At 72.3% G+C, this 25,124-nt stretch carries 25 protein-coding genes and 1 riboswitch; of the genes, 11 read left to right on the forward strand and 14 right to left on the reverse strand.

What is annotated here, in order from left to right; translation table 11 throughout:
• Positions 1 to 240 precede the first annotated feature (240 nt).
• Positions 241 to 996 (reverse strand): AraC family transcriptional regulator, encoded by a 756-nt coding sequence (locus ACQPZO_RS14615; RefSeq protein WP_433350600.1) that lies wholly within the window; start codon positions 994 to 996, stop codon positions 241 to 243.
• Between the two features lie 54 nt (positions 997 to 1,050).
• Between ACQPZO_RS14615 and ACQPZO_RS14620 the strand changes: the two genes are divergently transcribed.
• On the forward strand, positions 1,051 to 2,250 hold the full coding sequence (locus ACQPZO_RS14620; protein ID WP_433350602.1) for an MFS transporter: 1,200 nt from the start codon (positions 1,051 to 1,053) through the stop codon (positions 2,248 to 2,250).
• Positions 2,251 to 2,404: 154 nt separating this feature from the next.
• Here ACQPZO_RS14620 and ACQPZO_RS14625 read toward each other — a convergent pair whose 3' ends face one another.
• Both ACQPZO_RS14625 and ACQPZO_RS14630 read right to left on the reverse strand, forming a co-directional pair.
• Complete coding sequence (locus ACQPZO_RS14625) at positions 2,405 to 2,875, reverse strand: HNH endonuclease (protein ID WP_433350604.1); 471 nt, start codon at positions 2,873 to 2,875, stop codon at positions 2,405 to 2,407.
• Between the two features lie 50 nt (positions 2,876 to 2,925).
• The gene (locus tag ACQPZO_RS14630; protein ID WP_433350606.1) at positions 2,926 to 3,768 is read right to left on the reverse strand and encodes a TIGR04222 domain-containing membrane protein; all 843 of its coding nucleotides are present in this window, start codon (positions 3,766 to 3,768) and stop codon (positions 2,926 to 2,928) included.
• A gap of 333 nt (positions 3,769 to 4,101) precedes the next feature.
• Between ACQPZO_RS14630 and ACQPZO_RS14635 the strand changes: the two genes are divergently transcribed.
• Both ACQPZO_RS14635 and ACQPZO_RS14640 read left to right on the forward strand, forming a co-directional pair.
• Positions 4,102 to 4,527: an Hsp20/alpha crystallin family protein gene (locus tag ACQPZO_RS14635; protein ID WP_433350608.1), complete on the forward strand. Its 426-nt coding sequence runs from the start codon at positions 4,102 to 4,104 to the stop codon at positions 4,525 to 4,527.
• A gap of 267 nt (positions 4,528 to 4,794) precedes the next feature.
• Positions 4,795 to 5,796 (forward strand): tyrosine-type recombinase/integrase, encoded by a 1,002-nt coding sequence (locus ACQPZO_RS14640; protein ID WP_433350610.1) that lies wholly within the window; start codon positions 4,795 to 4,797, stop codon positions 5,794 to 5,796.
• A gap of 42 nt (positions 5,797 to 5,838) precedes the next feature.
• Here ACQPZO_RS14640 and ACQPZO_RS14645 read toward each other — a convergent pair whose 3' ends face one another.
• Complete coding sequence (locus ACQPZO_RS14645) at positions 5,839 to 7,545, reverse strand: acyl-CoA dehydrogenase family protein (protein WP_433350612.1); 1,707 nt, start codon at positions 7,543 to 7,545, stop codon at positions 5,839 to 5,841.
• A gap of 120 nt (positions 7,546 to 7,665) precedes the next feature.
• Between ACQPZO_RS14645 and ACQPZO_RS14650 the strand changes: the two genes are divergently transcribed.
• Positions 7,666 to 8,124 carry an Rv0361 family membrane protein gene (locus ACQPZO_RS14650; protein WP_433350614.1) on the forward strand — a complete coding sequence of 153 codons (459 nt, stop codon included), beginning with the start codon at positions 7,666 to 7,668 and terminating at the stop codon, positions 8,122 to 8,124.
• Positions 8,125 to 8,137: 13 nt separating this feature from the next.
• Here ACQPZO_RS14650 and ACQPZO_RS14655 read toward each other — a convergent pair whose 3' ends face one another.
• The 3 genes from ACQPZO_RS14655 to ACQPZO_RS14665 all read right to left on the reverse strand — a co-directional run bounded on the left by ACQPZO_RS14655 (position 8,138) and on the right by ACQPZO_RS14665 (position 11,113).
• Entirely contained in the window at positions 8,138 to 8,845 is a 708-nt protein-coding gene (locus tag ACQPZO_RS14655) for a thymidine kinase (protein ID WP_433350616.1), read from the reverse strand.
• 86 nt (positions 8,846 to 8,931) lie between these two features.
• A complete protein-coding gene (locus tag ACQPZO_RS14660) occupies positions 8,932 to 10,323 on the reverse strand; it encodes an MFS transporter (protein ID WP_433350618.1) in 1,392 nt (463 codons plus the stop codon).
• A gap of 22 nt (positions 10,324 to 10,345) precedes the next feature.
• Positions 10,346 to 11,113, reverse strand: coding sequence for a glycerophosphodiester phosphodiesterase (locus tag ACQPZO_RS14665; RefSeq protein ID WP_433350620.1), 768 nt, complete (start codon positions 11,111 to 11,113; stop codon positions 10,346 to 10,348).
• Positions 11,114 to 11,611: 498 nt separating this feature from the next.
• Between ACQPZO_RS14665 and ACQPZO_RS14670 the strand changes: the two genes are divergently transcribed.
• Positions 11,612 to 12,025, forward strand: coding sequence for a nitroreductase/quinone reductase family protein (locus ACQPZO_RS14670; RefSeq protein ID WP_433350621.1), 414 nt, complete (start codon positions 11,612 to 11,614; stop codon positions 12,023 to 12,025).
• A gap of 45 nt (positions 12,026 to 12,070) precedes the next feature.
• Here ACQPZO_RS14670 and ACQPZO_RS14675 read toward each other — a convergent pair whose 3' ends face one another.
• Positions 12,071 to 12,847 (reverse strand): lysophospholipid acyltransferase family protein, encoded by a 777-nt coding sequence (locus ACQPZO_RS14675; RefSeq protein ID WP_433350623.1) that lies wholly within the window; start codon positions 12,845 to 12,847, stop codon positions 12,071 to 12,073.
• Between the two features lie 184 nt (positions 12,848 to 13,031).
• Between ACQPZO_RS14675 and ACQPZO_RS14680 the strand changes: the two genes are divergently transcribed.
• The 3 genes from ACQPZO_RS14680 to ACQPZO_RS14690 all read left to right on the forward strand — a co-directional run bounded on the left by ACQPZO_RS14680 (position 13,032) and on the right by ACQPZO_RS14690 (position 16,744).
• Positions 13,032 to 14,447 (forward strand): cytochrome ubiquinol oxidase subunit I, encoded by a 1,416-nt coding sequence (locus tag ACQPZO_RS14680; RefSeq protein ID WP_433350625.1) that lies wholly within the window; start codon positions 13,032 to 13,034, stop codon positions 14,445 to 14,447.
• A 13-nt stretch (positions 14,448 to 14,460) separates the two neighbouring features.
• The gene (gene cydB, locus ACQPZO_RS14685; RefSeq protein ID WP_433350627.1) at positions 14,461 to 15,459 is read left to right on the forward strand and encodes a cytochrome d ubiquinol oxidase subunit II; all 999 of its coding nucleotides are present in this window, start codon (positions 14,461 to 14,463) and stop codon (positions 15,457 to 15,459) included.
• A 115-nt stretch (positions 15,460 to 15,574) separates the two neighbouring features.
• Positions 15,575 to 16,744 carry a GNAT family N-acetyltransferase gene (locus tag ACQPZO_RS14690; RefSeq protein WP_433350996.1) on the forward strand — a complete coding sequence of 390 codons (1,170 nt, stop codon included), beginning with the start codon at positions 15,575 to 15,577 and terminating at the stop codon, positions 16,742 to 16,744.
• A gap of 69 nt (positions 16,745 to 16,813) precedes the next feature.
• Here the strand turns inward: ACQPZO_RS14690 and ACQPZO_RS14695 are convergent, their stop codons facing one another.
• Positions 16,814 to 17,509, reverse strand: a complete 696-nt coding sequence (locus ACQPZO_RS14695) for a hypothetical protein (protein ID WP_433350629.1) — start codon at positions 17,507 to 17,509, stop codon at positions 16,814 to 16,816.
• 67 nt (positions 17,510 to 17,576) lie between these two features.
• Positions 17,577 to 18,038 (reverse strand): peroxiredoxin, encoded by a 462-nt coding sequence (locus tag ACQPZO_RS14700; protein WP_433350631.1) that lies wholly within the window; start codon positions 18,036 to 18,038, stop codon positions 17,577 to 17,579.
• Between the two features lie 121 nt (positions 18,039 to 18,159).
• Between ACQPZO_RS14700 and ACQPZO_RS14705 the strand changes: the two genes are divergently transcribed.
• Positions 18,160 to 18,888: an SDR family NAD(P)-dependent oxidoreductase gene (locus ACQPZO_RS14705; protein WP_433350633.1), complete on the forward strand. Its 729-nt coding sequence runs from the start codon at positions 18,160 to 18,162 to the stop codon at positions 18,886 to 18,888.
• Between the two features lie 143 nt (positions 18,889 to 19,031).
• Here ACQPZO_RS14705 and ACQPZO_RS14710 read toward each other — a convergent pair whose 3' ends face one another.
• Together ACQPZO_RS14710 and ACQPZO_RS14715 are read right to left on the reverse strand one after the other, a co-directional pair.
• On the reverse strand, positions 19,032 to 19,154 hold the full coding sequence (locus ACQPZO_RS14710) for an MFS transporter small subunit (protein WP_256371549.1): 123 nt from the start codon (positions 19,152 to 19,154) through the stop codon (positions 19,032 to 19,034).
• Positions 19,151 to 20,554 (reverse strand): OFA family MFS transporter, encoded by a 1,404-nt coding sequence (locus tag ACQPZO_RS14715; protein ID WP_433350635.1) that lies wholly within the window; start codon positions 20,552 to 20,554, stop codon positions 19,151 to 19,153. Before ACQPZO_RS14715 ends, ACQPZO_RS14710 begins: the two co-directional genes overlap by 4 nt.
• Positions 20,555 to 21,357: 803 nt before the next feature.
• Here ACQPZO_RS14715 and ACQPZO_RS14720 point away from each other — a divergent pair.
• Both ACQPZO_RS14720 and ACQPZO_RS14725 read left to right on the forward strand, forming a co-directional pair.
• Positions 21,358 to 22,368 carry a tyrosine-type recombinase/integrase gene (locus ACQPZO_RS14720; protein ID WP_433350637.1) on the forward strand — a complete coding sequence of 337 codons (1,011 nt, stop codon included), beginning with the start codon at positions 21,358 to 21,360 and terminating at the stop codon, positions 22,366 to 22,368.
• Between the two features lie 27 nt (positions 22,369 to 22,395).
• A riboswitch (ZMP/ZTP riboswitch) is annotated at positions 22,396 to 22,479 on the forward strand.
• 14 nt (positions 22,480 to 22,493) lie between these two features.
• Positions 22,494 to 23,396 carry a bifunctional 5,10-methylenetetrahydrofolate dehydrogenase/5,10-methenyltetrahydrofolate cyclohydrolase gene (locus tag ACQPZO_RS14725; RefSeq protein WP_433350639.1) on the forward strand — a complete coding sequence of 301 codons (903 nt, stop codon included), beginning with the start codon at positions 22,494 to 22,496 and terminating at the stop codon, positions 23,394 to 23,396.
• An 89-nt stretch (positions 23,397 to 23,485) separates the two neighbouring features.
• Here ACQPZO_RS14725 and ACQPZO_RS14730 read toward each other — a convergent pair whose 3' ends face one another.
• A complete protein-coding gene (locus ACQPZO_RS14730; RefSeq protein WP_433350641.1) occupies positions 23,486 to 24,259 on the reverse strand; it encodes an endonuclease/exonuclease/phosphatase family protein in 774 nt (257 codons plus the stop codon).
• 225 nt (positions 24,260 to 24,484) lie between these two features.
• The gene (locus tag ACQPZO_RS14735; RefSeq protein ID WP_433350643.1) at positions 24,485 to 25,099 is read right to left on the reverse strand and encodes a malonic semialdehyde reductase; all 615 of its coding nucleotides are present in this window, start codon (positions 25,097 to 25,099) and stop codon (positions 24,485 to 24,487) included.
• Positions 25,100 to 25,124 lie beyond the last annotated feature (25 nt).

Below are 25,124 nucleotides of genomic sequence, written 5' to 3' on the forward strand. Positions count from 1 at the left end.
AACCGACAGCCGCGTAGCCCCTCAGCCACCGCAACACACGTTAGCGCCAGTTTTCGCAAGATCGTTGGCCGTGGTCCAAGCCCTGCCGGCCGGGCCACCGGCCGACCACCGCGCAGCAGGTTCCCATCTCTCGTCGCGCTCGCGGGCCTTCAACCTCAATCCAAGATCACCCTTAGCGTTAATTTCCGCGCGGATCTCCCTCAACCCCGATCCCGCTGCCGCTGCGGTCCTCCTGGAGGTTCACCCGGCTTGTACCTGCTGCCGGTGGCTGCCTGGTGTGTGGCCAAAGGCGCGGTGGAAGACGTCGATGAACGCGCTGGCTGACGACCAGCCGCAGTGGTGCGCCACGGTGGTCACTGGCGTGTTCTCGGCAAGCAGGACCAGGGCGTGGTGCAGGCGCAGCTGGGTGCGCCACTGCGGGAAGGTCATGCCGAGGTCGCTCCTGAAGAGGCGGGAGAGGGTGCGATTGCTCGCCCCGATCTCTCGGCCCAGCTCGGTCAGCGTGCGGTCGTCGGCCGGATCGGCGCGCAGGATCTTGCAGAGTGCCTGGAGTTGGGGGGCGGTCGGCGAGGGCAGGTGCAGCGGCTGCTGCGGTGAGGCCCGGAGCTGGTCGAGCAGCACGGCCCGCAACCGGGCGCGCTCAGGACTGCCGTCGTCGGAGATGCGGGTGTGGGCGAGGATCAGCTCGCGCAGCAGGGGACTGACGGCGAGCACGGTCGGTGTGTCGAGTCCGAGGGGGTTGTCGCTCTTGGGAAGCCCGACGAGATGCAGTTCGAGTTCGCCGTGGGCCTGGTGGGCGTGGACTGCGCCGGCCGGCACCCAGATGGCACGGGTGGCCGGCGCGACCCAGGAGCCGGCGCTGGTGGTGATGGCCAGGACTCCGCGGCTGGCGTAGACGATCTGGTGGTCGTCGTGCCGGTGGGCGTCGATCGCGGTACCGGGGGTCAGCTGCTGGGTGCGGGTTGGCGCGACCGGTTCATGGCGGACTTTCTTCATTAGTTGGCATGTTATCGGAAGTGCGACACGTCGCTCGGTGAGGACCATGGTGCCGTGTCAAGAAGGAAATCGATCACACTGCTGTCTGTCGGACATGCCTGCGTCGACGTCTACCAGGGTGCCGTGGCGGCCCTCGTCCCGTTCTTCGTCGCTGAACGGGCCTACAGCTACGCCGCGGTCTCGGGCATCGTCCTCGCCGCCTCTGTGCTGTCCTCCGTGGCGCAGCCGATTTGCGGCATGCTGACCGACCGCTGGGCGATGCCCTGGCTGCTGCCGCTGAGCACCATCGTCGGTGGGGTGGGCATCGCGCTCAGCGGCGTGAGCGGCTCGTACGCGCTGACGCTGGCGTTCGTGGCGGTGTCAGGCGTCGGCATCGCCGCCTATCACCCCGAGTCCGCTCGGATCGCTCGGCTCGCGAGCGGGGGCAGTCACAGCGCGATGGGCTGGTTCTCGCTGGGCGGCAACCTCGGTTTCGCCACGGCTCCCCTCATGGTCGCCGCCGTTATAGCCACCGGAGGACTGCGGCTGACGCCGCTGTTGGTGGTGCCGGCGCTGGTCGGCAGCGTGCTGTGCCTGCCGGTGCTGCGCGAACTGGAGCGGCGGCGCTCCATCGACTCCTCCGCGGCGGCGGTCATCGGGCGCGACGACAAGGCTTCGTTCGTAAAACTGTCGCTGGCCGTGATCTGCCGGTCGATCGTCTTCGTCGGCCTGAGCACCTTCATCTCGCTGTATGTCAATCAGTGCATGGACGGCAGCGAGGCAGCGGGCACCGCGGCGCTGCTCGTGCTCTACACCGGTGGCGCGGTGGGCTCTGTGCTGGGCGGCTGGCTGGCCAGCCGCTGGGGCCGGGTCACCGTCAGTCGCTGGTCATACCTGATCACGATCCCGTCCGTCGCGGGGGTCGTGTTCATCCCCGGCCCGGCGCTGTACCTGTTCGTGGCGTTGACCTCGGTCGGACTCTATGTCCCGTTCTCGCTCCAGGTCACGCTCGGGCAGGACTACCTGCCCACCCGAGTCGGCACCGCCAGCGGCATCACCCTCGGCCTGACGGTCAGCGTCGGCGGTCTGGCCAGCCCTCTCATCGGCAGGCTGGCCGACACCACGTCCCTGGGCACCGCGCTGGCACCGCTGATCCTCATGCCCGCCCTGAGTTGGCTGCTGTTCCGCAACCTTCCCGAACCTGCCCTGCCGCGCCCCACAGCAAGGGACGACGCCGGTGCCCCGCTCGCGCCCACCTCGTCCGCCAGTGCCTGACCACCCGACGGACTCGCAGGCCAGCCGCGCCCCGCGCACCATCAACGCGACCGGCCCGCCAGGATTCATGCCCTCTGCAGGAGTCGGGCTGCACCGCCGCGCTGCGCCATCCCTCCCGGCGGCTGCTCTCCTGCCGCAGAAACGGGGTGGTGGGTCAGCCGGTCCAGGGCCCGGTCTGGGCGGTGCGGGCGCGGGCCACGGCGGCAGCCTCCCGCTCGCGCCAGCGACGTTGCGCCTCTCGGTTGCAGGCCCGGCACACGCTCCGGTACTGCCCGGTCCGTTCGTCGATCTCCCGCTCGTGTCCGTTGCGGCATCGGGGATCGCGGACACGGCTGCGGCAGCTTTCGGCCCGGGTGAGCTGCTGTAGATGGGTCGGCTCGACGCAGTCCCTGACGCCGCAGACATGGTGCACGTCCAGGGTGGGGTCGTAACCGCCGACGAACACGGCGTACGCCGCTATGTGCGCCCACGCCCGACGCGCGATCTTCTGGTAGACCCCGCGTCGGGTGCCGTAACCGCGGACGATGAGACAGCCGTCGTCGGAACGCGCCGAGCGTTGGAGCAGGTGCTCCCGCAGGCTTTCCGGGGTGAAGTGACGCGCCAGGCCGTTGACGTCGGACAGCATGGCCTCACTGTAGGAACGTCCTGCGGCGCCGTTCCCGGCCCCCGGTCCTGTCACCGGCGCAGAGCGCCGCGCCGTTCCCGGCGCGCGAGCTGCCGGGGAGTCGGCGGGCGAGGGCTCTCGTCGGGTACCCCGACCAGGTCGGCGAAGGTCGGGTCGACGGCGAGCAGCGGGCGCGGCCCGTACAGCGCCATCGCCGTCAGCAGCTCGCCGGCGCCGCGTTCGCGCCACACCGGCCGGTGCTGCGGGTCCAGGTCGGCGTGGGTGCGCCGGGTGCGGCGCAGCAGCCGGCGGGCCGTTGCCCCGGTCTCCGGCACGTCGCACAGCCGCCACCCGCCGAGCAGGGTGGCGCCGCAGGCCAGGAGCAGGCCGACGACGGAGGCGGGCCCGCCGACGTCGCGGGACAGCAGGGCGCTCTCGGCCAGCCGGAGGATGCCCACGGCGGCCACCCCGAACAGCGGCAGCGCGGCGAGGGCGATGCGGCGGCGCTGCCAGCGGGTCAGCAGCCAGCCGTCGCGCAGCAGGCGGGCGACCAGCCGGCGCAGTACCTGGTTGACGCCTGGGTCGGCGAGCACCGCCGCCCAGGTCTGCGGCTGCCGTACCGCAGCGTGCACCGCCCGCACGAGGGGCCCCGACCGGGCGGGGGGCGGCCCGGTCGCGACCAGGGTGGACAGCTCACCCACCCGCAGCACCCCGGCGCGGCGCAGCGCGGCGGCGGCGACCTGGCAGGCCAGAACGGTGCGGTCGGTCAGGTACGCCAGGGCGGTCACGCCGGGTGCGCGGCCCCGGGTGCGCCATCCGGTCAGCCAGCGTACGGACAGGGCAACGGTGAGCGCCACGGCCACCGCCACCACGTAGTCCACCAGGAATTGCGGACCGTCGACACCCCAGAGCACGCGTCCAGTATGGACGAGGTGGGCGCTCGGTCACCGCGCCGGCCTCGCCGTGGTTGCCGGCGCGTCGGAAAGTGTCGGCGTGGTTCTGTCAGGGTTACGCGGAGTGTTCATCCGCCACGGAACGATCCCGCGGCGGACCATATTGCGCACCGGCCCCTGACCGGCGCGGATGCCTGAAGGCTCGGGCGGCGGTGTGGCCTTTCCACCGCAGTCGGCGATGCGTCGGCGGCGTCGGTTGACGACGACGGCGGCGTGCGGTAAATAAGAACCAGGAAGTTGAGTCGCCAAGGCTCAACATGGCACCTTCGGCCAGGAGACCCGAGGAGGCACACCATGCTGATGCGTACCGACCCGTTTCGTGAGATCGACCGGATTGCCGAGCAGTTTTTCGGCACCACCTCCCGTCCCGCGGTGATGCACCTGGACGCCTACCGCGACGGGGACCACTTCTACGCCGCGTTCGATTTGCCGGGGGTGGACCCCGACAGCATCGACTGCACGGTCGAACGCAACGTGCTGACCGTCCGCGCGCAGCGCCGCCGCCCCACCGGGGAGCGCGTCGAGATGGTCGCCGCCGAACGCCCGATGGGCACCTTCAGCCGGCAGTTGTTCCTCGGCGACACCCTCGACACCGACAAGCTCGAGGCCGGCTACGACAACGGCGTGCTGACCCTGCGGATCCCCGTCGCGGAGCGCGCCAAGCCCCGCCGGGTCACCGTCACGGCCACCGGCAACGGTCGCAAGGAGATCAACGCCTGATTCTTCGACACCGGGGGCGGGTGGCCGGCGTGGCCGCCCGCCCCCGGTCACGTCCGGTCCGTAGCTGCCTGGCCGGGCCCGGCGAGCGCGTCGAGCCGCGATCGCGGCCAGGCCGATGGTGCTCATGTTTTCTCAGCCGTCGCGGCAGGGTCCGCCACTGGGGGTGAGCTACGAGCTGAGTACCCGGTGACCATCAACGGGGCCGGGGAAAACCCGCCCGGGCGCGCCTCACCGGCGATCCGACCGCAGGCTGAGAGTCTTCCTCACATGCAGCCCTCCGAGTTCCCGGTGCTGTCCCGTCCGTCGGCCCGCCCGGCCCTTTCCGGCGCGGGGCCGGGCGACTTCACCGAGGCGTGGCTGCGCAACCGGCGGCTGTCCGAGCACACCCGCGACGCGTACCGGCGGGACGTCGCCGGTTGGTTGGCCTGGTGCGCGGCCCGGGACCTGGACCCGCTGCGGGCGAACTTCCTCGACGTCAACTCCTACGGCCGGTCCCTGGAGGCCACGCCGGCCGCGCGCAGCGGCCAGCCGCTGACCCCGGCCACCGTGGCCCGCAAACTGTCGGCCCTGTCCAGCTGGTACGACTTCCTGGTGAAGCTGCGCGCCGTCGAGGCGAACCCGGTCTCCGGGGCCGACCGGCCCCGCGTCGACCGGGACCACTCGGCGACGGTGGGGCTCACCCCCGAGGAGGTGGACACGCTGCTGGCCGCCGCGGAGGCCGAGACCGGGCCGACCGCCGCGCGTAACCGGGCGGCGGTGGGGCTGCTGGCCGACCTGGGACTGCGGGTGGGTGAGCTGGTCTCGCTGAACCTGTCCGACCTGGGTGCGGAGCGGGGGCACCGCAGCGTCCGGTTCGTCGGCAAGGGCGGCAAGCCGCGTCGGCGGGCGTTGACCCCGTCCACCGCGTACGCCGTGGACGCCTACCTGACCGAGCGGGCGACGACGCAGGGGGTCGCGGTGCACGAGTTGACCGGCCCACTGCTGGTCACCGCGACCGGCGCCCGGCTGGACCGGCACTCGGTGTTCCGGCTGGTCCGCCGGCTGGCCCGCACCGCGGGCATCCCGGCGTGGGCGAAGCTGTCCCCGCACTCGCTGCGGCACGCGTTCGCCACCACCGCCCGGGCGGAGGGGGTGCCGTTGGAGGACGTGCAGGACGCGATGGGGCACGCCGACCCGCGGACCACCCGACGCTACGACCGGGACCGGCACAACCTCGACCGTGACCCGGCGTACGTGATCTGGGCGGCGCGGGCGCGGCGCCGGAGCTGAAACCCTGACGTCCCACCCGACGCTCCCGGCGGTCGGGCCCGCTCAGCAGAGCAGGTCGAGGTGCTGGTGGGCGTCGCCGGAGATGTCCTCGTGGCGCAGCCGCCGCCGCGCCCACAGCCGGGCAGCCACCTCGGCCTGCTCGTCGCCCCACGCGGCGTGCTCGACGAGCAGGGCGCAGGCCAGCGCCGCCGCCAGGCGCAACGCCAGCCCGCGCGCGCCGGCGACCACGTCGGCGGCCCGCGGGTCGGCGGTGACGTCAGCCAGGGCGGTGGTCAGCTCCCCGGTGACCGCGGCGAGGGTGTCGGCCAGGGCGGGGGAGAGCGGCCGGGCCAGGTCCACGGCGGCGGCCAGCCGGCGCAGCAGGGGCACGCCGGCGTCCTCCCGGGTGACCGCGCGCAGCACGTCCAGGGCGAGCACGTTGGTGGTGCCCTCCCAGATCGGCAGGACCTGAGCGTCGCGCAGCAGCCGGGGCACGCCGGTGTCCTCGACGTACCCGGCGCCGCCGAAGCACTCCACGTACTCGCTGGCGGAGCTGACGGCGAGCCGGCCGGTGGCGAGCTTGGCCAGCGGGGCGACCACCCGCAGCTCGGCGGCGGCGTCCGGGTCGGCGCCCACCTCCACCCGGCCGAGCAGCGCGAACGCGTGCCCGGCCAGGGCGAACGCGGCGGCGGCGTCGACGGCGAGGGCGCCGAGGGTGGCCCGGTGCAGCGGGTTGTCGGCCAGCCGCCCGCCCGCGGCGGTGCGGTCGTCGGCGTACGTGCGGGCGTAGGCCAGGCCGCGGCGCATCCCGCCGGCCGCGGCGGAGGCGTTGTGCACCCGGGTCACCACCACCAGGGTCATCGCCCGGACCAGTCCGGCCACGGCCGGGTCGCCCAGCGGCAGCGCGTACGCGTCGCGCAGCCCGATCTCGGCCGTCGGCAGCGCCCAGGTGCCGAGCTTGTCCTTGAGTCGGTGCACGGTGACCCCGGGCGCCGGCGCGTCGGCGGCGGCGCTGTCCCCGGCCAGCGGCGAGTCGGCGGCGTAGCGGGGCACCAGGAACGGGGCGAGGACCCGGCTGCCCCGGCCGGCGCCCTCGGGCCGGGCCAGGGCCACCGCCATCGGGGCGTCGGCGGCGGAGCAGAACCACTTGTCCCCGGTCAGCCGCCACGACCCGTCGGCGGCGGGCCGGGCGTCGGTGGTGGAGCGGGACAGGTCGGAGCCGCCCTGCGACTCGGTCATCCACTGCCCGCTGACGATCGCCGTGTCCGGGTCGGTGGAGGTGAGCCGGGGCAGCCACGCGTCGCGGACGCCCGCGTCGACGTCGGGGAGGCTGAGCAGCGCCGCCGCGCCGTCGGCCATCGCCACCGGGCAGGAGAAGGTGGCCGACTCCGGCCCGTACAGGTGCAGCAGGGCGTGCTGGACGACGCGGGTGGCGGCGCCCCACGTGCCGCGCGCCGACTCCAGGTAGGGCAGGGCGACCACGGCGTGCCGGGCGGCGGCGGCGCGCTGGGCCTGCCAGCCGGCGGAGGTGTCGACGCGGTCGACGCGGGCGCCCCACGGGTCGTAGCGGACCAGGGTCGGCGGGTGGGCCTCCGCGTCGGCGTGCGCGGCGCGCAGCGGCCCGGTCACGTCGGCGGCCAGGTCGGTCAGCGGGCCCTGCGCGGCGTCGTGTCCGTCCGCGCCGAGCTGCCGTCGCAGCCAGGACCGCAGCAGGCGGTCCCCGGTGTACGGGTCCTCGGGGGTGGGCACCGGCTGCACGTAACGGGTCATCGTCTCGCCTCCGGGGGCGCTCGCGTCGGGGTGTGCGCCGACGGTAGACGATGTGTGCCCCGGAGGCGACCGGGGGCGAGTTGCTGCGGGCCGGCGGCCGGCCGCCTACGGTCGGAGGTGATGGGCGGTGAACGGTCGTGGAGCCGGCCGGCCCGGCGGCGCCGGCCGGTGCGCACCGGGCTGCTGGCCGCCGGCGCGGGGCTGGGGTTGTGCCTGGTCGGGGTGGCCGGCCTGGGGGCGTGGAACGTGCAGGTGGTGACCGGGTCCAGCGGCCCGGTGCGGGAGACCGCCGACGGGTTCCTGCGGGAGGTGTCCGCCGGCGACGCCGACCGGGCCTACGGGCGGTTGTGCGCCGACGCGCGCAACCGGTGGAGCGCGGCGGGCTTCGCCGCGTGGCTGCGGACCCCGCCGCAGGTCACCGGCTACGAGATCACCGACGTGGCGGTGGCCACCCGAGGCGGCCGTCCCCGGGGCACGGTGGCGGTGCGGCTGACCCGCGACGGCGGCGGCAGCGAACAACGGGAGCTGCCCGTGGTGCGGGAGTCCGACGGTTGGCGGGTGTGCGGGGACCCGTACTGACCCGTCGGCGGTGTTACCGGCCGCCGAGGTCCCCGGCGCGGTAGTGCCGCCGGCACAGCACCTGGTAGCGCACCTGTGCGCTGTTCGCGGTGTCGCCGATGACGACCTGTTCGCCCTCGCGGACGACCCGGCCGCCGACGACGCGGGCGTTGAGCAGCCCTTCCCGGCCGCACCAGCACAGCACCTCCACCTGGATGCGGGCGACGGAGTCGGCCAGCTCGAACAGCCGCCGGGCGGCGGGGAACAGGCAGGACCGGAAGTCGGTGGCCAGGCCGAAGGCGTACACGTCGACGTCGTAGTTGTCGACCAGCTCGGCCATCTGTTCGATGTGTTCGAGGTCGTAGAACGACGCCTCGTCGCAGATGAGGTAGTCCACCCGGAAGCCCTCGGCCCAGGCGTCGCGGACCAGGTCGCGCAGGTCGAGGCCGTCGGTGACCTCGATCGCGGAGTGGGCCAGCCCGATGCGGGTGGTGACCTGCGGGCCCAGCGACCGGTCGATGCGGGTGGTGACCAGGCCACGGCGACCCTGCCGGGCGTGGTTGTAGTTCATCTGCAACGCCATCGTGGACTTGCCGCAGTCCATCGGCCCCCAGAAGAACTTCAGCGCGGCGGCGTGCAGCGGGCGGCCGTCGACGCCCCGGGCTGCGGCGCAGCCGGCGCGGGTGTCGTCCGGGCCGGGGAGGGGCCGGGCCAGGCAGATCGGGGCGGCGTCGTCGGTCACGTCGGGGCAGCCTAGCCCATCGGCGGCTGGCGATCGGTCCGGTGCGTGGGCCCCGGGATGCGGGACCCACGCACCGGACCGGCGCGCTACAGCACCCGCGGCGGGGTGTTGCCGGCGGCGACGATGGCGCGGCGGATCGGCACGGCGGCCAGCAGCGCGAACCCGACCACGAAGAAGATCAGCAGGGAGACCAGACCCACCCGGTAGGAGGAGGTCAGCTGGAACACCAGCCCGAACGCGAGGGGCCCGAGCCAGCTGGTGCCCTTGTCGCTGATCTCGTAGAAGCCGTAGTACTCGCCCTCCTTGCCGGCGGGGATGAGCTGGCTGAACAGCGACCGGCTCAGCGCCTGGCTGCCGCCGAGGACCAGGCCGATCGCCCCGCCGAGGATCATGAACGGCAGTGGGGCCTTCTCGGGCAGCCGGAACGCGGCGATGATCACACCGGTCCACAGCACGAGGCTGAGCAGCACCGTCTTCCACGCCCCGATCCGCCGGGCCAGCGCGCCGAGGCCGAGGGCGCCGCCGAAGGCGAGGAACTGCACCAGCAGGATCGTCACGATCAGGGTGCCCTGCTCCAGGTGCAGCTCCTCGGTGCCGTACTGGCTGGCCAGGGTGATCACGGTCTGGATGCCGTCGTTGTAGACCAGGAACGCCAGCAGGAAGTACAGGGTCAGCGGGTACGCCTTGATCTCGCGCAGGGTGCGGCCGAGCTGCCGGAACCCGTCGCTGAGCACGTTGCCGCCGCCGCGCAGCGCCGCTGCGGTGGGGCGTTCACGCAGCCAGCGCAGCGGCACCAGGGTGAACACCGCCCACCACACGCCGGCGGACACGATCGACCAGCGGGCCAGGTCCAGGGTGCGCTGCGGGTTGCCGTCCTCGCTGAACATCGTGACCGCGACCAGGTTCAGCGCCAGCAGCACCCCGCCGCCGAGGTAGCCGATGGCCCAGCCGCGGCTGGAGATGCCGTCGCGTTCGTCGGGGCCACCGAGCTGCGGCAGGAACGAGTTGTAGACGACCACGGCGGCGCCGAAGGAGATGTTCGCGACGAGGAACAGCGCCCCGCCGAGCAGGTACCGCTCACCGGTGACGAGGGCCATCGCGATGGTCGCCCCGGCGCCGGTGAACGCCGCCGCGCCGAGCAGCCGCCTCTTGTGCGCCGAGCGGTCGGCGACCGCGCCGATCACGGGCAGCACGAACACCGTCAGCAACACCGACAGGGAGATCAGGTACGGATAGTACGAGCCGGCGGCGACCCGGATGCCCAGCGGGTGGACGTAGCCGTCGCAGCTGTCCGCGCCGAGCTCGCAGCCGGCGGCCAGCTCGGTGACGGTGGTCAGGAACGGGCCGAGGAACACGGTGATGACGGTGGTCTGGAAGGCCGAGTTGGCCCAGTCGTAGAGGTACCAGCCGCGCCGCTCGCGGGCGGTGCTCGCCGGCGGCGGGGGGTTGTCCACCGTCGGGGTGACGGTCTCGGCCATGGGGGTTTTCCTCCGCCGGTTCTCAGGCGGCCCAGTGGCCGCGGCTGCGGTAGACGTCGCGCAGCACGCCGACGTGATCGGTCATGATGCCATCCACTCCAAGATCAAGTAACCCGTGCATCTCGGCAGGTTCGTCGATCGTCCAGACGTGCACCTGCAGTCCGAGCCGGTGGGCGTAGGCGATCAACCGGCGGTCCACGACCGGGATCCGGCCGTAGCGGGGCGGGACCTGGGCGGCGACCACCGACGGGGGCAGCCGCAGCGGCCGGCCGTGCAGGGACGCCACCCGCAGCCGGGCCACCCCCCGCATGCCGAGGCCGGTGGCGATCCGCCCGCCGGTCAACGCCCGCAGCCGGGCCAGCCGGGCGTCGCTGAACGAGGCCAGCAGCACCCGGTCGCCGGCGCCGGCCCGACCGAGCGCGGCGACGGTCGCCTCGACGCCCCCGTCGGCCTTGACGTCGATGTTGAACCTCACGTCCGGCCAGGCGCCGAGAACGTCGTCGAGGCGGGGCACCACGGCGGCGCCGCCGACACGCACCGAGGCCAGGTCGGCCCAGCGCAGGTCGGCGATGCGCCCAGGCTCTCCGGTGACCCGACGCAGGGTGGCGTCGTGGAAGACCACAGCGACGCCGTCGGCGGTGCCGTGCACGTCGGTCTCGACGTACCGGTAGCCCAGGTCGACGGCGCGGGCGAACGCGGCGGCGGTGTTCTCGTCGCCGTCGGCCGCACCGCCGCGGTGGGCGAACGCCAGCGGCGCGGGCGCGTCGAGGTAGCCGGAGCGGGGCTGCACGGTGGGCAGTATGCCGGGCCGCAGTGGCCTGCGGGTGTCCGGCCGGGAATGAACCGCCGTCGGGCCGGTCAGGCCGGCCAACCGGTTACCGCCCGGCCTTCGGGGTCGGCGAGTGCGACGCCGACGAAACTGCCGGGCCGCACCCGGGGTGGCAGTTTCCTCGGATGGGACGCGGGACCGTCCGCGCAGGCGGCCGGGGCATTGCCGGTGATCCGGAGGCGACACTAGTATCGGACCTCGTGACTGCCGGGTCGGCCTTGGGCCACGAGCGGACAGGGCACCCGGCCGAGGCGTGAAGGCCGGGCGGGCCCGCGGCCCGCCGTGCGTAAGCGACACCCACCGCCCCGCCCCGCGCGGGCGGCTCGTCCTGCCGCTTCCCGTCACCTTCCGCAGCCCCCCGACGTGGCCCCTCCGCGGGCACACGCCGGCCGCTTTCTTCCCGTCACCCGCCGCCCGCCCCGCGCGAGGCGAGCACCCGGTTCGGAGAATGGACACCGCATGCCCAACGACTTCAACCAGCAGATCATCGAGGAGTTCCGCGCCAACGGCGGCCGGGTCGGGGGGTGGTTCGAGGGTGCCCGGCTGCTGCTGTTGACCACCACAGGGGCGCGCACCGGCGCACCGCACACCAACCCGGTGGGCCGGGTGACCGGCGAGGACGGCCGGGTTCTCGTCATCGCCTCGGCCGGGGGAGCGCCGCGGGACCCGCAGTGGTTCCGCAACCTGACGGCCGATCCGCTGGTCACCGTCGAGGACGGGACGTCGACCTGGCGGGCGCGGGCGGTCGTGCTGGCCGGCGACGAGCGCGACCGGGCCTTCGCCCGCGCGGCGCAGGCCGACCAGGGCTGGGCCGACTACCAGGCCCGGGCGGGCCGGGTGATCCCGGTGGTGGCGTTGGAGCCGGCCGCCTGACCCGCCTGACCCCGGTCGCGTCGGGGCGCCCCGACGCGACCGGGGTCAGGGCCGCAGGCCTCGCCGGTGGGAGCGGCTGGTGTCGCTGGGGCGGCCCGGGTCGACGTGCCGGGGCCGGTCGGGCTCGTCGGGGCGCAACGGGACCAGGCTGTCGGTGATCGCGTCGATGATCCGGTCGGTGGCCCGGGCCGCCGCGCCCGAGGCTGCGGGGTCGATGCCGGTCAGGTCCACGGGCGCCCCGAAGTGCACCCTGAGCACCGGCCGGCGAACCACCGCCCGGGCGACGGCGCGCAGCATGCCCTTCGGGGCCCGGTAGGGCAGCACCTCGTGGGAGCCCCACTGCGCGACGGGCACCACGGGGGCGCCGCAGGCGAAGGCGAGCCGGGCGGTCCCGGTCTTGCCGCGTTCGGGCCACAGGCCGGGGTCCAGGCCGATGCGGCCCTCCGGGTAGACCAGGATCACCGACCCGTCGGCCACGGCCCTGGCCGCGTCGTCGAGGGCCCGGTGCACGGCGTCGGTGCCCCGGTCCACGCGCAGGTGCCCGGCCCGGCGCATCGCGGCACCGACGAGCGGGGTGCGGAACAGGCCGCCGGTGGCCATGATCCGGGGGGCGACGCCGCGGGCGCGGCAGGCGGCGGCGAGGACCACCGGGTCGAACGGGCTGAGGTGGTTGGCGGCCAGGATCAGCGGGCCGCGGCGCAGCCGGTCGGGCACGTCGCCGGTGACTTCGAGGCGGGCCAGGGCGCCGACGAGGGCGCGGGCGAACAGTTGGGCGCCGCGCCAGAGCAGGGGCGGCCGCCAAGGGCCGGTCGGGATGTCCATCAGCGGTCGATGGTCGCACGTCGTCGCCACCGCCGGGGGACCGCCCGCCCGGGTGGGCCGAGCGGCAGTGGTGACCAAGGTCATTGGTCCCGGCCAGGCTCGGGACCTCCGCCCCTGACGACCCCCCTACGACACCCAGTAGTATCTACTACGTCTCGTAGTATGAAAGGCTGGGGGTTATCAGGTGGACGCATTGGACGTCGCCCGCTGGCAGTTCGGTGTCACCACCGTCTACCACTTCCTGTTCGTGCCGCTGACCATCGGCCTGTCCGTGCTCGTCGCCATCCTGCAGACCCTGTGGCACCGCACCGGCAACGAGCGCTACCTCAAACTCACCAAGTTCTACGGCAAGCTCTTCCTGATCAACTTCGCGATGGGCGTGGTCACCGGCATCGTGCAGGAATTCCAGTTCGGCATGAACTGGAGCGACTACTCCCGCTTCGTCGGCGACATCTTCGGCGCCCCCCTGGCCATCGAGGCCCTCGTCGCCTTCTTCCTCGAATCCACCTTCATCGGCCTGTGGATCTTCGGCTGGGACCGGCTGCCCAAACGCCTGCACCTAGCCGCCATCTGGGCCGCCGCCATCGGCACCAACCTCAGCGCCTACTTCATCCTCGCCGCGAACTCCTTCATGCAGAACCCCGTCGGCTACCGCCTCAACCCCGACACCGGCCGAGCCGAGCTGACCGACTTCCTCGCCGTGCTCACCAACAAGGTCGCCCTCATCACCTTCCCGCACACCCTCGCCGGCGCGTTCCTCGTCGCCGGGTCCCTCGTCGTCTCCGTCAGCCTGTACCACGTCATCCGCCACCGCGACAGCGCCGAAACCGGCGCCTACCGCTTCGCCACCAAGTTCGGCTCCTGGGTCGTGCTGATCTCCTCGGCGCTCGTACTCATCACCGGCGACATCCAAGGCAAGATCATGACCCAGGTGCAGCCCATGAAGATGGCCGCCGCCGAAGGCCTCTACACCACCGAGAGCCCCGCCTCGTTCTCCGTACTCACCATCGGCAGCCTCGACGGCAGCCGCGAGGTCTTCGCCCTCAAGATCCCCTACCTGCTGTCCTACCTCGGCACCGGCGACCCCAACGGCACCGTCCACGGCATCGACGACCTACAGGCCCAGTACGCCAGCCAGTACGGCGCCGGCAGCTACACCCCGATCATCCCCGTCACCTACTGGAGCTTCCGCTTCATGATCGCCTTCGGGCTCGCCGCCGCCGCGATCGCCCTGCTCGTCCTCTGGGCACAACGCAAGGGCCGCACCCCCACCAGCAAGTGGCTCCTGCGCGCCGGCCTGGTCATGCCGCTGCTGCCCCTCGCCGCGAACTCCTTCGGCTGGATCTTCACCGAAATGGGCCGCCAACCCTGGATCGTCTTCGGCGAAATGCTCACCCGCGACGGCGTGTCCCGCAGCGTCTCCCTCACCGAAGTCCTCACCTCCTTCACCGCCTTCACCCTCATCTACGCCATCCTCGCCGTCATCGAGGTCAAACTCCTGCTCCGCTACGCCAAGGCCGGCGTACCCGACCTCACCGACACCCCCGAAATCGACGACAGCCACGACGACACCGAGCGCCCGCTCGCGTTCGCCTACTGACCCGGAGCCCACCGTGGAACTGACGACCATCTGGTTTCTCCTCGTCGCCGTGCTGTTCACCGGCTACTTCATCCTCGAAGGCTTCGACTTCGGCGTCGGCATGCTGCTACCCGTCCTCGGCCGCAACGACAAGGAACGCCGCGTCCTGATCAACACCATCGGCCCCGTCTGGGACGGCAACGAGGTCTGGCTCATCACCGCCGGCGGCGCCATGTTCGCCGCCTTCCCCGAGTGGTACGCCACCCTCTTCTCCGGCTTCTACCTGCCACTGCTGCTGATCCTGCTGGCCCTGATCATCCGCGGCGTCGCCTTCGAATACCGCCACAAGCGCCCCGAAGCCTCCTGGAAACGCCGCTGGGACACCGCGATCTTCGTCGGCTCCCTGGTACCGGCGATCCTCTGGGGCGTCGCCTTCGCCAACATCGTGCGCGGCGTACCCCTGGACGCCGACCACGAATACGTCGGCGGCCTACTCAACCTCCTCAACCCGTACGCCCTGCTCGGCGGCGCCACCACCGCCGCCCTGTTCCTCACCCACGGCGCCGTGTTCATCGCCCTCAAAACCGTCGGCGACGTCCGCGAACGCGCCGGCAAACTCGCGGTACGCCTGGGCATCGCCACCGCCGTGCTCGCGGTGGCGTTCCTGAGCTGGACGTTGACCATCCGCTCCAGCACGGCCGCCGTCGTCTTCGCCGTCGGCGCGGCGCTGGCCCTGCTCGGCGGCCTCGCCGCCGCCCACGTACGCCGCGAGGGCTGGGCATTCACCGGCACCGCCGTGGCAATCGCGCTGGCCGTGGCAACACTGTTCGCGGCGCTGTTCCCGAACGTGCTGCCCTCCACCCTCGACGCCGCCGGCACGCTCACCGCCACCAACGCCGCCTCCACCCCCTACACCCTGAAGATCATGACCTGGGTGGCGGTCGTGTTCACCCCCATCGTCCTGGCCTACCAGGGCTGGACCTACTGGGTGTTCCGCAAGCGCATCGGCGTCGCCCACATCCCGAACCACTGACCACCGACAACACGGCAGGGCCGGCGCGGTAACCGCGCCGGCCCTGCCGCACACCCCGAACCACAAAACCCAGGCAGGCACACCACATCGCCGCTACCGTCACCCGATGCCCACCATCGACGTCCGGGAACTCACCCCCGACGACCTCACCGCCGCCTGGACCCTCGGCCGCCACGCCTTCGGATTCGACCCCACCCGACCACCACCACCAACCGCCACCCTGCCCGGCCTCACCCGCTACGGCGCCTTCGACCCCACCGGCCAACTCCTCGGCAAAGCCGTCGACCTGCACCACGACCAGTGGTGGAACGGCCGCCCCGTGACCGCCGCCGACGTAGGCGCCGTCGCCGTCGCCCCCGCAGCCCGCGGCCGAGGCGTCGCCCGCGCCCTACTCACCGGCCTGCTACGCGGCGCCCACGACCGCGGCGCCGCCGTCAGCGCACTGTTCCCCACCACCAGCGCCCCCTACCGCGCCTGCGGCTGGGAAGTCTCCGGCGCCCTGCGCACCCTCGACCTGCCCACCGCCGCACTACCCCGACACCCACCCGCACCCCACCTCACCGTCCGCGACGGCAGCCCCGCCGACCTGCCCGCCGTCACCGACCTCTACGAAACCGTCACCCGCCACCGCCGCGGCCTACTCACCCGCCGCGGCCCCCTGCACGACCACCCCACCGACACCCTGCCCACCGACGGCCTCACCCTCGTCGAACACGACGGCCACCTCGTCGCCTACGCCACCTGGGACCGCGGCCGAGGCTACGGCCCCGACGCCGTCCTCACCGTCGACAACGCCCTCGCCACCACCGCCGACGCCGCCCGCGAACTCATCCGCACCCTCGCCACCTGGGCCAGCGTCACCCCCACCCTGCGACTCAACCTCCTCGACGGCGACGCCATCACCGCCCACCTACCCCTCGAAGCCACCCGCGAACACCACCGCGACACCTGGATGCACCGACCCGTCGACATCACCCGCGCCATCACCCAACGCGGCTGGCCCACCCACGCCCACGGCACCGTCACCTTCACCCTCCACGACCACCTCGCCGACTGGAACACCGGCACCTGGCGCCTCGACGTCGCCGACGGCACCGCCGAACTGCACCGCACCACCACCGACACCCCCCTGCACCTGACCGTCCGAGGCTTCGCCCAGCTCTACACCGGCACCACCGACGCCGAAACCCTCCGACACACCGGCCAACTGCACACCACCGCCGACCCCCGCCCACTCAACCTGCTCGCCGCCGCCGGCCCCGCCCACCTGCACGACTATTTCTGAACCCCGACACGCCCCCGCCCCCCGACGCACACGGCGACGGAGGGCGGGGGACAGGCACACCAGACGCGATCAGCTCGCCTCGCGCAACTCCGCCAACCGCGCCTCGATCTCCGCCAACTCCGCCCGCAGCCGCCCCGCCTGCTGCTCCGCCTCCGCCCGCTCCGCAGCCAGGATCTGCTCCACCGCCTCCTGCACCCCCGGAACATCCACCAACACCACCATCCGCAACGCCTCCGCCGGCTTCACCACATACGGCTTCGCCAACGACTTCGCACCCTGCTGCGCCGCCACCGTCCACTCACCGTCGGCGTACGCCAACGTCACCGTCAACCCCGCCGGACCCTTCGGCTTCACCGCCTTCACCGGCCGCCGCGCCGGCTTCGCCTCCACCGGCTGCTGCTCCACCTTCGGCTCCTCCCGCCGCGCCACCGGCACCCGCGGCGTGTCCAACACGAACTCCGGCTCCGCCACAGGCGGCTCCGGCTCAGGCACCGGCTCCGCCTTCACCTCCACCACCCGACGCCCCGCCCCCCGCGGCGCCACCGCCACATCGGCGGGGGAGAACGGCAACTCGTCCCGACCGAACCGCACCACCACGAACTCGTCGGACACCGACGGATCGGTCAACTCCACCACCTGGCCCACCTGACCGGCGATCTGACCCGCCGACGACGTGAACACCACCTTCGGCTTCCGACCGGCCGCCAACGCCTCCCGGATGCTCTGCACCTCGTCAGTAGACAAACCCTGGCCCGCGGCAACCATCACAACCCTCTTCCGTACACCTGTCTGATTCCTGCCTTGATACCAGCCCGCTGCGACACCCCGAAGATCAGCCCCCCAACGCCCGCAACGCCCGATCCGCATGCTCGTTCATCCCCAACTCGCTGTGCACCACCTCCACCACCCGCCGGTCGGACCCGATCACAAACGTCATCCGCCGCGAACCCAACGGCCCCAACGGCACCCGCCGCAACACCCCCAACCGCCGCGCCACCACACCGTCCACATCCGACAACAACGGAAAGTCGAACCCGTGCAACCGGGAGAACTCCGCCTGCTTCTCCACCGCGTCCCGACTGATCCCCACCCGAGACGCGCCCACCGCCGCGAACTCCGCCGCCAGATCCCGAAAGTGACAGCTCTCCGCCGTGCACCCCCGCGTCATCGCCGCCGGATAGAAGAACAACACCACCGGCCCCACCGCCAGGAACTCCGACAACCGCCGCAGCGTCCCCGTCTCGTCCGGCAACTCGAAATCCTCGACCAGGTCACCAACCCGCACACCCGACACCCGCACACCTCCACTAGTCGACGCCGGCAGCGTAAGCGATCACCGGTGTTACCACGCTCTCCCAACACCGACCACCCCCGCCCGGTAGCGTCACCACCAGCACCCGGGGGAGGAGCACCCGTTGAATCCCGTCACCGTCATCACCGGCGGCAGCCGCGGCATCGGCGCCGCCACCGCCCGCCGCCTCGCCCACCACGGCCATTACATCGCCATCGGCTACCGCCGCGACCACCACGCCGCCGACACCGTCGTCGCCGACATCCGCGCCACCGGCCGCCACGCCATCGCCGTCCCCGCCGACACCACCGACCCCGACGCCATCACCCGCCTCTTCGACGCCGCCGCCGACCTCGGCCCCCTCACCGGCCTCGTCAACAACGCCGGCGTCACCAGCCCCATCGGCCCCTTCACCGAACTGCGCGCCGACGACCTACGCCACGTCGTCGACGTCAACCTCATCGGGTACGTCCTCTGCGCCCAACAAGCCGCCCGCCGCCTCACCCGAGGCGGCGCCATCGTCAACGTCTCCTCCGCCGCCGCCACCCTCGGCAGCCCGGGGGAGTACATCCACTACGCCGCCGTCAAAGCCGCCACCGACACCCTCACCGTCGGCCTGGCCAAGGAACTCGCCCCCCACGGCATCCGCGTCAACGGCGTCGCCCCCGGCATCGTCCGCACCGACCTGCACGCCCTCTCCGGCGCACCCGACCGCGCCGATACTGCCGCCGACCGCATCCCACTCGGCCGCGCCGGCGAACCCGACGAGATCGCCGCCGCCATCGCCTGGCTCCTCAGCCCCGACGCCAGCTACACCACCGGCACCGTCCTACGCGTCTCCGGCGGCCTCTGACGCGGGTACGCCCCGTCCACCCGCGCCAGCATGCCCACGTCACGAACCGGCCGGTCAGGTCACCCGGAGACGCCGCCGGGGCGGGCAGGGGCAGCTGCGCCCGCGCCGACCGACGGCCCGGCGGCAGCGCGACCGGCAGCACCTCAGCCCGTGAACAGGTTCGCCGCCGTCAGCACCGTCTGCACCACCCCGTACCCCAGCAGCGCACCCACCAGCAACCAGGAGATCCACAACCGGCCGGTCTGCCCGGACGAACCGTTGCTCATCGCGCTATCCCTCCCTGCACCCCGCCCGAACCAGCGGGCGCCAGCTCGTGGAACCGTTCCGGCACCGGCCGCACCAGCAGGTTCGCCACGAACCCCACCGCCAGCACCCCCACCATCGTCAACAGCGCCGGCCGGTACCCCGCCGCCGTCAGCGTCCCCGGCGCACCCTTCGCGTCGAGGAACCCGTTGATGATCAACGGACCGGCGACCCCCGCCGCCGACCACGCCGTCAACACCCGGCCGTGGATCGCCCCCACCTGGTACGTGCCGAACAGGTCCCGCAGGTACGCCGGCATCGTGGCGAACCCACCCCCGTAGAACGACACGATCACGCACGCCAACAACACGAACAGCGCCGTCGCCACCTGCCCGAACAACGCCAGCAGCAGGTACAACACCATCCCCACACCCAGGTACAGCACGTACACCGGCTTACGGCCGATCATGTCCGACGCCGACGACCACACGAACCGGCCACCCATGTTGAACAGCGACAGCAGCCCCACGAAACCGCCCGCCGCCGCCACCGACACCGCCGACGCACCCTCCTCACGGAAGAAGTCCTGGATCATCGGACTCGCCTGCTCCAGGATCCCGATCCCGGCCGTCACGTTGCAGAACAACACCACCCACAGCAACCAGAACTGCCGCGTCCGCACCGCGTTCGCCGCCGACACGCTCGCCGTGGTCACCATCGGCCTCGCCGTCGCCCGGGACGGTTCGAACCCCGCCGGCCGCCAGTCCGCCGCCGGCACCCGCACGTTCGCCACTCCGAACATCATGATCACGAAGTAGCCGACGCCCAGCGTCACGAACAGCCACACCATCGCCGTACCGGACGCCGTCGCGCCCGCGACGGCGTCGGGGTCGTAGCCCGAGTCGTAGAGCGACAACAGCTGCCGGGACAGGGGAGAGGCCACCATCGCGCCACCCCCGAACCCCATGATCGCCAACCCGGTAGCCAGGCCCGGCCGGTCCGGAAACCACTTGATCAACGTCGACACGGGGGAGATGTAGCCGATCCCCAACCCGATCCCGCCCAGCAGCCCGTACCCCACGTACAGCAGCCACAACTGCTCCGTCGCGATCCCCACCGCACCGACCAGGAACCCCGCCGCCCAGAAGCAGGCCGAGACGAACATCGCCTTACGCGGACCGTTGCGCTCCACCCACGTACCGGCCACCGCCGCCGACAACCCCAGCATCACGATCGCGATGCTGAAGATCACCCCGATCGCCGTCTGACTCGCGTCGAAGTGGGCGATCAGCGAGTTCTTGTACACGCTGGTGGCGTAGACCTGCCCGATGCACAGGTGGATCGCCAACGCGGCCGGCGGAATCAGCCAACGGCTGTACCCGGGCGGCGCGACGGTGTGCCGACGGTCGAGTGCGGAAAGCATGTTGCCTTCTTCCCGAAAGTCGACGAAAAACTCTCCGCCTGAGGCTCCCTCCACGCCCCGAGCCCCCACCCCGCCAAACTCCCGCAGGCCCGCCTCACTCCGGTGGCCTCGCCTCGGTGATCATGAAGTTATTGCCATGGATCTCGGGCGTGTCGTGGCAATAACTTCATGATCACCGGGGCCGAGGCGGGGCGGGGCCTGCCAGTGGACATGCGGCCTCACGCTTCGCTGACGGGATGCCTGGAGTAGCTCGGTTTCGCCGGCCGGGTAGGCGGGCGCAGCCGCGCGAGTCGACAGCCGCCGGTGACAGACGCGTGGGCGACGCGACGCCAGGCTTGCATGGCTGAATTGCCTTTGGGTGGGAGTCCTGGCAGCTCACGGCACTCCGTTCGGCGATTCGATAATGCACATTATGTCAAGTAAATCGTTCGAGGCCTCTCCCGCAGGAGGCAGTGCCCGGCAAAGAGTCGGCCCTCCGGGGCAACGCCAGGCCTGACGGAACTTCAGCCCCCACGCCCGGCCTCAGCACCAGCACCCACCTCCGCCTTTGGCCACACCGAGGCCGGTCCGCTTGACCGCGCAGGCCCCTTGATCCACCACCCCCGCACCAGGTGCTCCACCGCCGGCCCACCGTCGGCGGCGTCAAGAGGTTTGCGTCCGGTTCGGACCTGTCTTCGGCGTAAGCCTCTTGATCACGCCGACGGTGGGAGCGGGAGTTGGGCGATGCTGGCCGGGGTTGAGGCTGCCAGGGCTCCGCTCCCCTGGGGTCGCCGGTAACCCGAAAATCATGCATAATATCCCTTATGCATGACAAACAGGACGAATCGGTACGGTCGTTGATCGAGGAGTTCCTGACCGCTCGGGCCACACGCAAGCCTTCCCCCCACACGCTGGAGGCGTACCGGCGGGATCTGTGCGCGGTGGCGGCCCTGGCCGGCGAGACCCTCGTCCCTCCCCTGCCGTCGGACGCTCTTCCGGTCACCGGCCTCTCCCCCAGGGTCATGAGGGCGGCGTTCGCCCGGTTCGCCGCCCCTCGCGCCGTGGCCTCGGTACACCGCGCCTGGTCGACGTGGAACAGCTTCTTCTCGTTCCTGGTCGCCGAGGGGGTGGTGGCGGGCAACCCGATGCCGGCGGTGGACCGACCCCGTGCCCCGCTCCCCCAGCCCAAGCCGCTGCGCGGTGAGGACACCCCGGAGCAGTTGCTCGCTGCGGTGTCCCGGGAGGACGGCCGGCAGCGCGATCCGTGGCCGGAGCGGGACGTGGCGGTGTTGGCGTTGGCGCTGTGTGCGGGGCTGCGCCTGTCGGAGTTGCTGGCGCTGCGGGTCGCGTCGCTGGCGGGGCGGCCCGGTGAGCGGCGGGTCGATGTGATCGGCAAGGGCGGCCGGCCGAGGGTGGTGCCGATCGAGCCGGAGCTGGACCGGGTGGTGGTGGCGTACCTGGACAGTCGGGTTCGACGGTTCGGGTCGCGGTCGGTGCGGCCGGATTCGCCGCTGCTGCTGGACCGGCGGGGTGAGCCGCTGCGCCGGGGCGGCCTGCAGTACCTGGTGGAGTCCTGTTACCGGCGGGCCGGGGTGGTCGACCGGGTGCCGCGGGGGGCGCAGTTGCACGCGCTGCGGCACACGTTCGCGACGCGGTTGGCGGAGGACGGGGCGAGCGCGGCGGAGATCATGCGGTTGCTGGGGCACGCGTCGTTGGCGTCGTCGCAGACGTACATCGAGGTGACGGCGGGTCAGCAGCGGGCGGCGGTGCGGTCCAACCGCACCAACCGGGCGTTGGTGGGGTTGGTGCGGTCGCAGGAGGGCGCGGCGGGGTGACCGGCGGGGTGTGGGGTGTGGCAGGGTGCAGGGGTACGCGACTGGCGGCATCGGGGATGGGATCGACCATCGGGGAGCTCGCCGTGGGGGTCGTCCGCCTGGGCTCCTGCGGGCGAGGCGGTGCCATGTCTTCTTCTGCGGTTTCCTCGGGTGGGGTTTCTTCGGACGCGGCGCGGTTGTTGCCGGGTGGGCCGGTGGCGCAGCAGGTGCTGGGTGAGGTGGCGGCGGAGGTCGCGGCGTTGCGGGCGGTGGGGGTGACGCCGTCGTTGGCGACGGTGCTGGTGGGCGACGACGACGCGAGTGCCGGGTACATTCGGATCAAGCAGCGGCAGGCGGCGGAGTTGGGGTTCGCGTCGCCGCATGTGCATCTGGCGGCGTCGGCGTCGCAGGCCGATCTGCACCGGGTGATCGAGGAGTTCAATTCCGATGCGGGTGTGCACGGGGTGTTGGTGCAGCATCCGATTCCGGGGCACCTGGACTACGACCGGGCGTTGCAGGTGTTGGATCCGGACAAGGACGTCGACGGGATGCATCCGGTGAACATGGGGCGGTTGGCGTTGGGGTTGCCGGGGCCGTTGCCGTGTACGCCGGCGGGGATCGAGGCGTTGTTGGCGTTCCATGGGGTGCCGGTGGCGGGTCGTGAGGTGGTGGTCCTGGGTCGGGGTGCGACGTTGGGGCGGCCGTTGGCGATGTTGTTGGCGCAGAAGCGGCCGACGGCGAATGCGGCGGTGACGGTGGTGCACACGGGGGTGGCGGACTGGCCGCGGTATACGCGGCGGGCGGAGATCCTGGTGGCGGCGGCGGGGGTGCCGGGGATCGTGCGGCCGGAGCATGTGCGGCCGGGCGCGGTGGTGGTCGGTGGTGGGGTGCGGTACGAGGGTCGGCGGTTGTTGCCGGATGTGGACGAGTCGTGTGCGCAGGTGGCGGGGGCGATCACGCCGCGGGTTGGTGGGGTGGGGCCGACGACGGTGGCGATGTTGTTCCGTAATGCGGTGGTGGCGGCGCGGCGGGCGGCTGGGCGGGGTTGACCGTTCCTCCGGTGGGTGCCGCTCTCGGCCCCGACGGCCGTTGGCAGGTGCCGAACGGTTGCTCGGGGTCGGGGGGTGTGCTCGTCGGGTCAGCCGAGGTCGACGACGAGGGGGCGGTGGTCGGAGATGGTGGTGGCGGGGGTGGTGACGGCGGTGACGGGCGGGAGGCGGTGGCGTTGGTGGGGGTCGGCGAGGATGTGGTCGAGTTGGACGCGGGGGCGGGCGGCGGGGTAGGTGGGGCGGCGGCCGAGGGGGGTCCAGCCGGAGATGAGTCGGGCGGGGCCGGCGGGAAGGTTGAGGTCGCCGAGGAGGATGCGGGGGGCGGGTAGGGCGCGTAGGGCGCGGATGGTCTGGCGGAGTTGGTGGGCGTTCCAGCCGGGGACGAAGGACAGGTGGGTGGCGGCGACGGTGATGTCGCCGTGGGGGGTGTCGAGGACGGCGGCGAGGACGACGCGGGGTTCGTCTTCGAGGAGGGTGAGGCCGGGGCCGGGTATGTAGACGGGTGAGCGGACGGGGGCGGGTTTGAGGCGGGTGACCTGCCAGGTGCGGACGGGGTGGCGGGTGATCAGGCCGATGCCGTAGCAGGGTTCGCCGTGTCCGTCGTCGTCGTGGCGGAGGGGGCGGAAGTGTTCGCCGGGGGTGCCGACGAGGGCGGCGGCGAAGCGGTGTTGGGGGGCGTTGAGGGCGCGGGCGGCGATGGCGGTGAGGTCGAGGTTGCCGCTGCGGGTCTGGTCGCGGTCGACTTCCTGTAGGGCGAGGACGTCGGCGTCGAGTGTGGTGACGGCGGCGGTGAGCCGGTCGGGGTCGACGAGTCCGTCGGTGAGGGATCGGCCGTGGAGCAGGTTGAAGGTGGCCAGGCGCACCTTTGCACCCTACGTGGGTGGTGGGAGGCTTGGCGGATGCTGAAGGTGTTGGTGTGTTCGATGGTGGTGTTCGTGGCGGTGGGTTTTGTGGGGGTGTGGTTGCGGCGTCGGCGTGGGCGGTGACGCTGTTCGGTCTGGTGTGGGGCGGGGCCGGTGGTGTCGACGAGTGGGTGGGGCGGTGGGGTGCCGGCCGGTGCGGGTCGCGCGCCGGCCGGCCGGGGTGGGTCAGGCGTGGCGGACGATGTCGTCGTAGTCGAGGCGGGGCAGGCGGGGGAACCAGGCGTCGGGGCCGGGCTTGCCGATGTTGACCACGACCAGGGAGCGCCAGGTGCTGTCGGCGAACAGGTCGCGGTCGACGCCGGCGGCGTCGAAGCCGGTCATGGGGCCTGCGGCGAGGCCGGCGGCGCGGACGGCCAGTAGCCAGTAGCCGATTTGGAGGGTGGCGTTGAAGCGGGCCATGCCTTCGCGGGCGGTGGCGTCGGCGGCGAGTCCGTCGCGCATCTCGGGGCGGATCGGGAAGATGCGGGGGATGAATTCGTGGAAGTCGGTGTCGGCGGCGAGGACGGCTACGACGGGGGCGGTGGCGGTCTTGGCGCGGTTGCCTTCGGACATGTGGGTGAGCAGTCGGTCGCGGGTTTCGCCGGGGCGGGTGTAGAGCACTCGCAGGGGCTGGGTGTTGGCGGCGGTGGGTGGGTACTTGGCGAGGTCGTAGATGGCGCGCAGTTGGGCGTCGGTGACGGGTTCGTCGGTGAAGGTGTTGGCGGTTCGGGCGTCGGTGAACAGTTGTGCTTGGGCTGCGGCGTCGAGGGTGATCAGGTTGGGTGTGACGGTGTCGGTCATGTGGGGTTTCCTTCGGGGCTGAGAC

This window comes from Micromonospora sp. CA-111912 (assembly GCF_050948415.1).
Lineage (GTDB): Bacteria > Actinomycetota > Actinomycetes > Mycobacteriales > Micromonosporaceae > Micromonospora.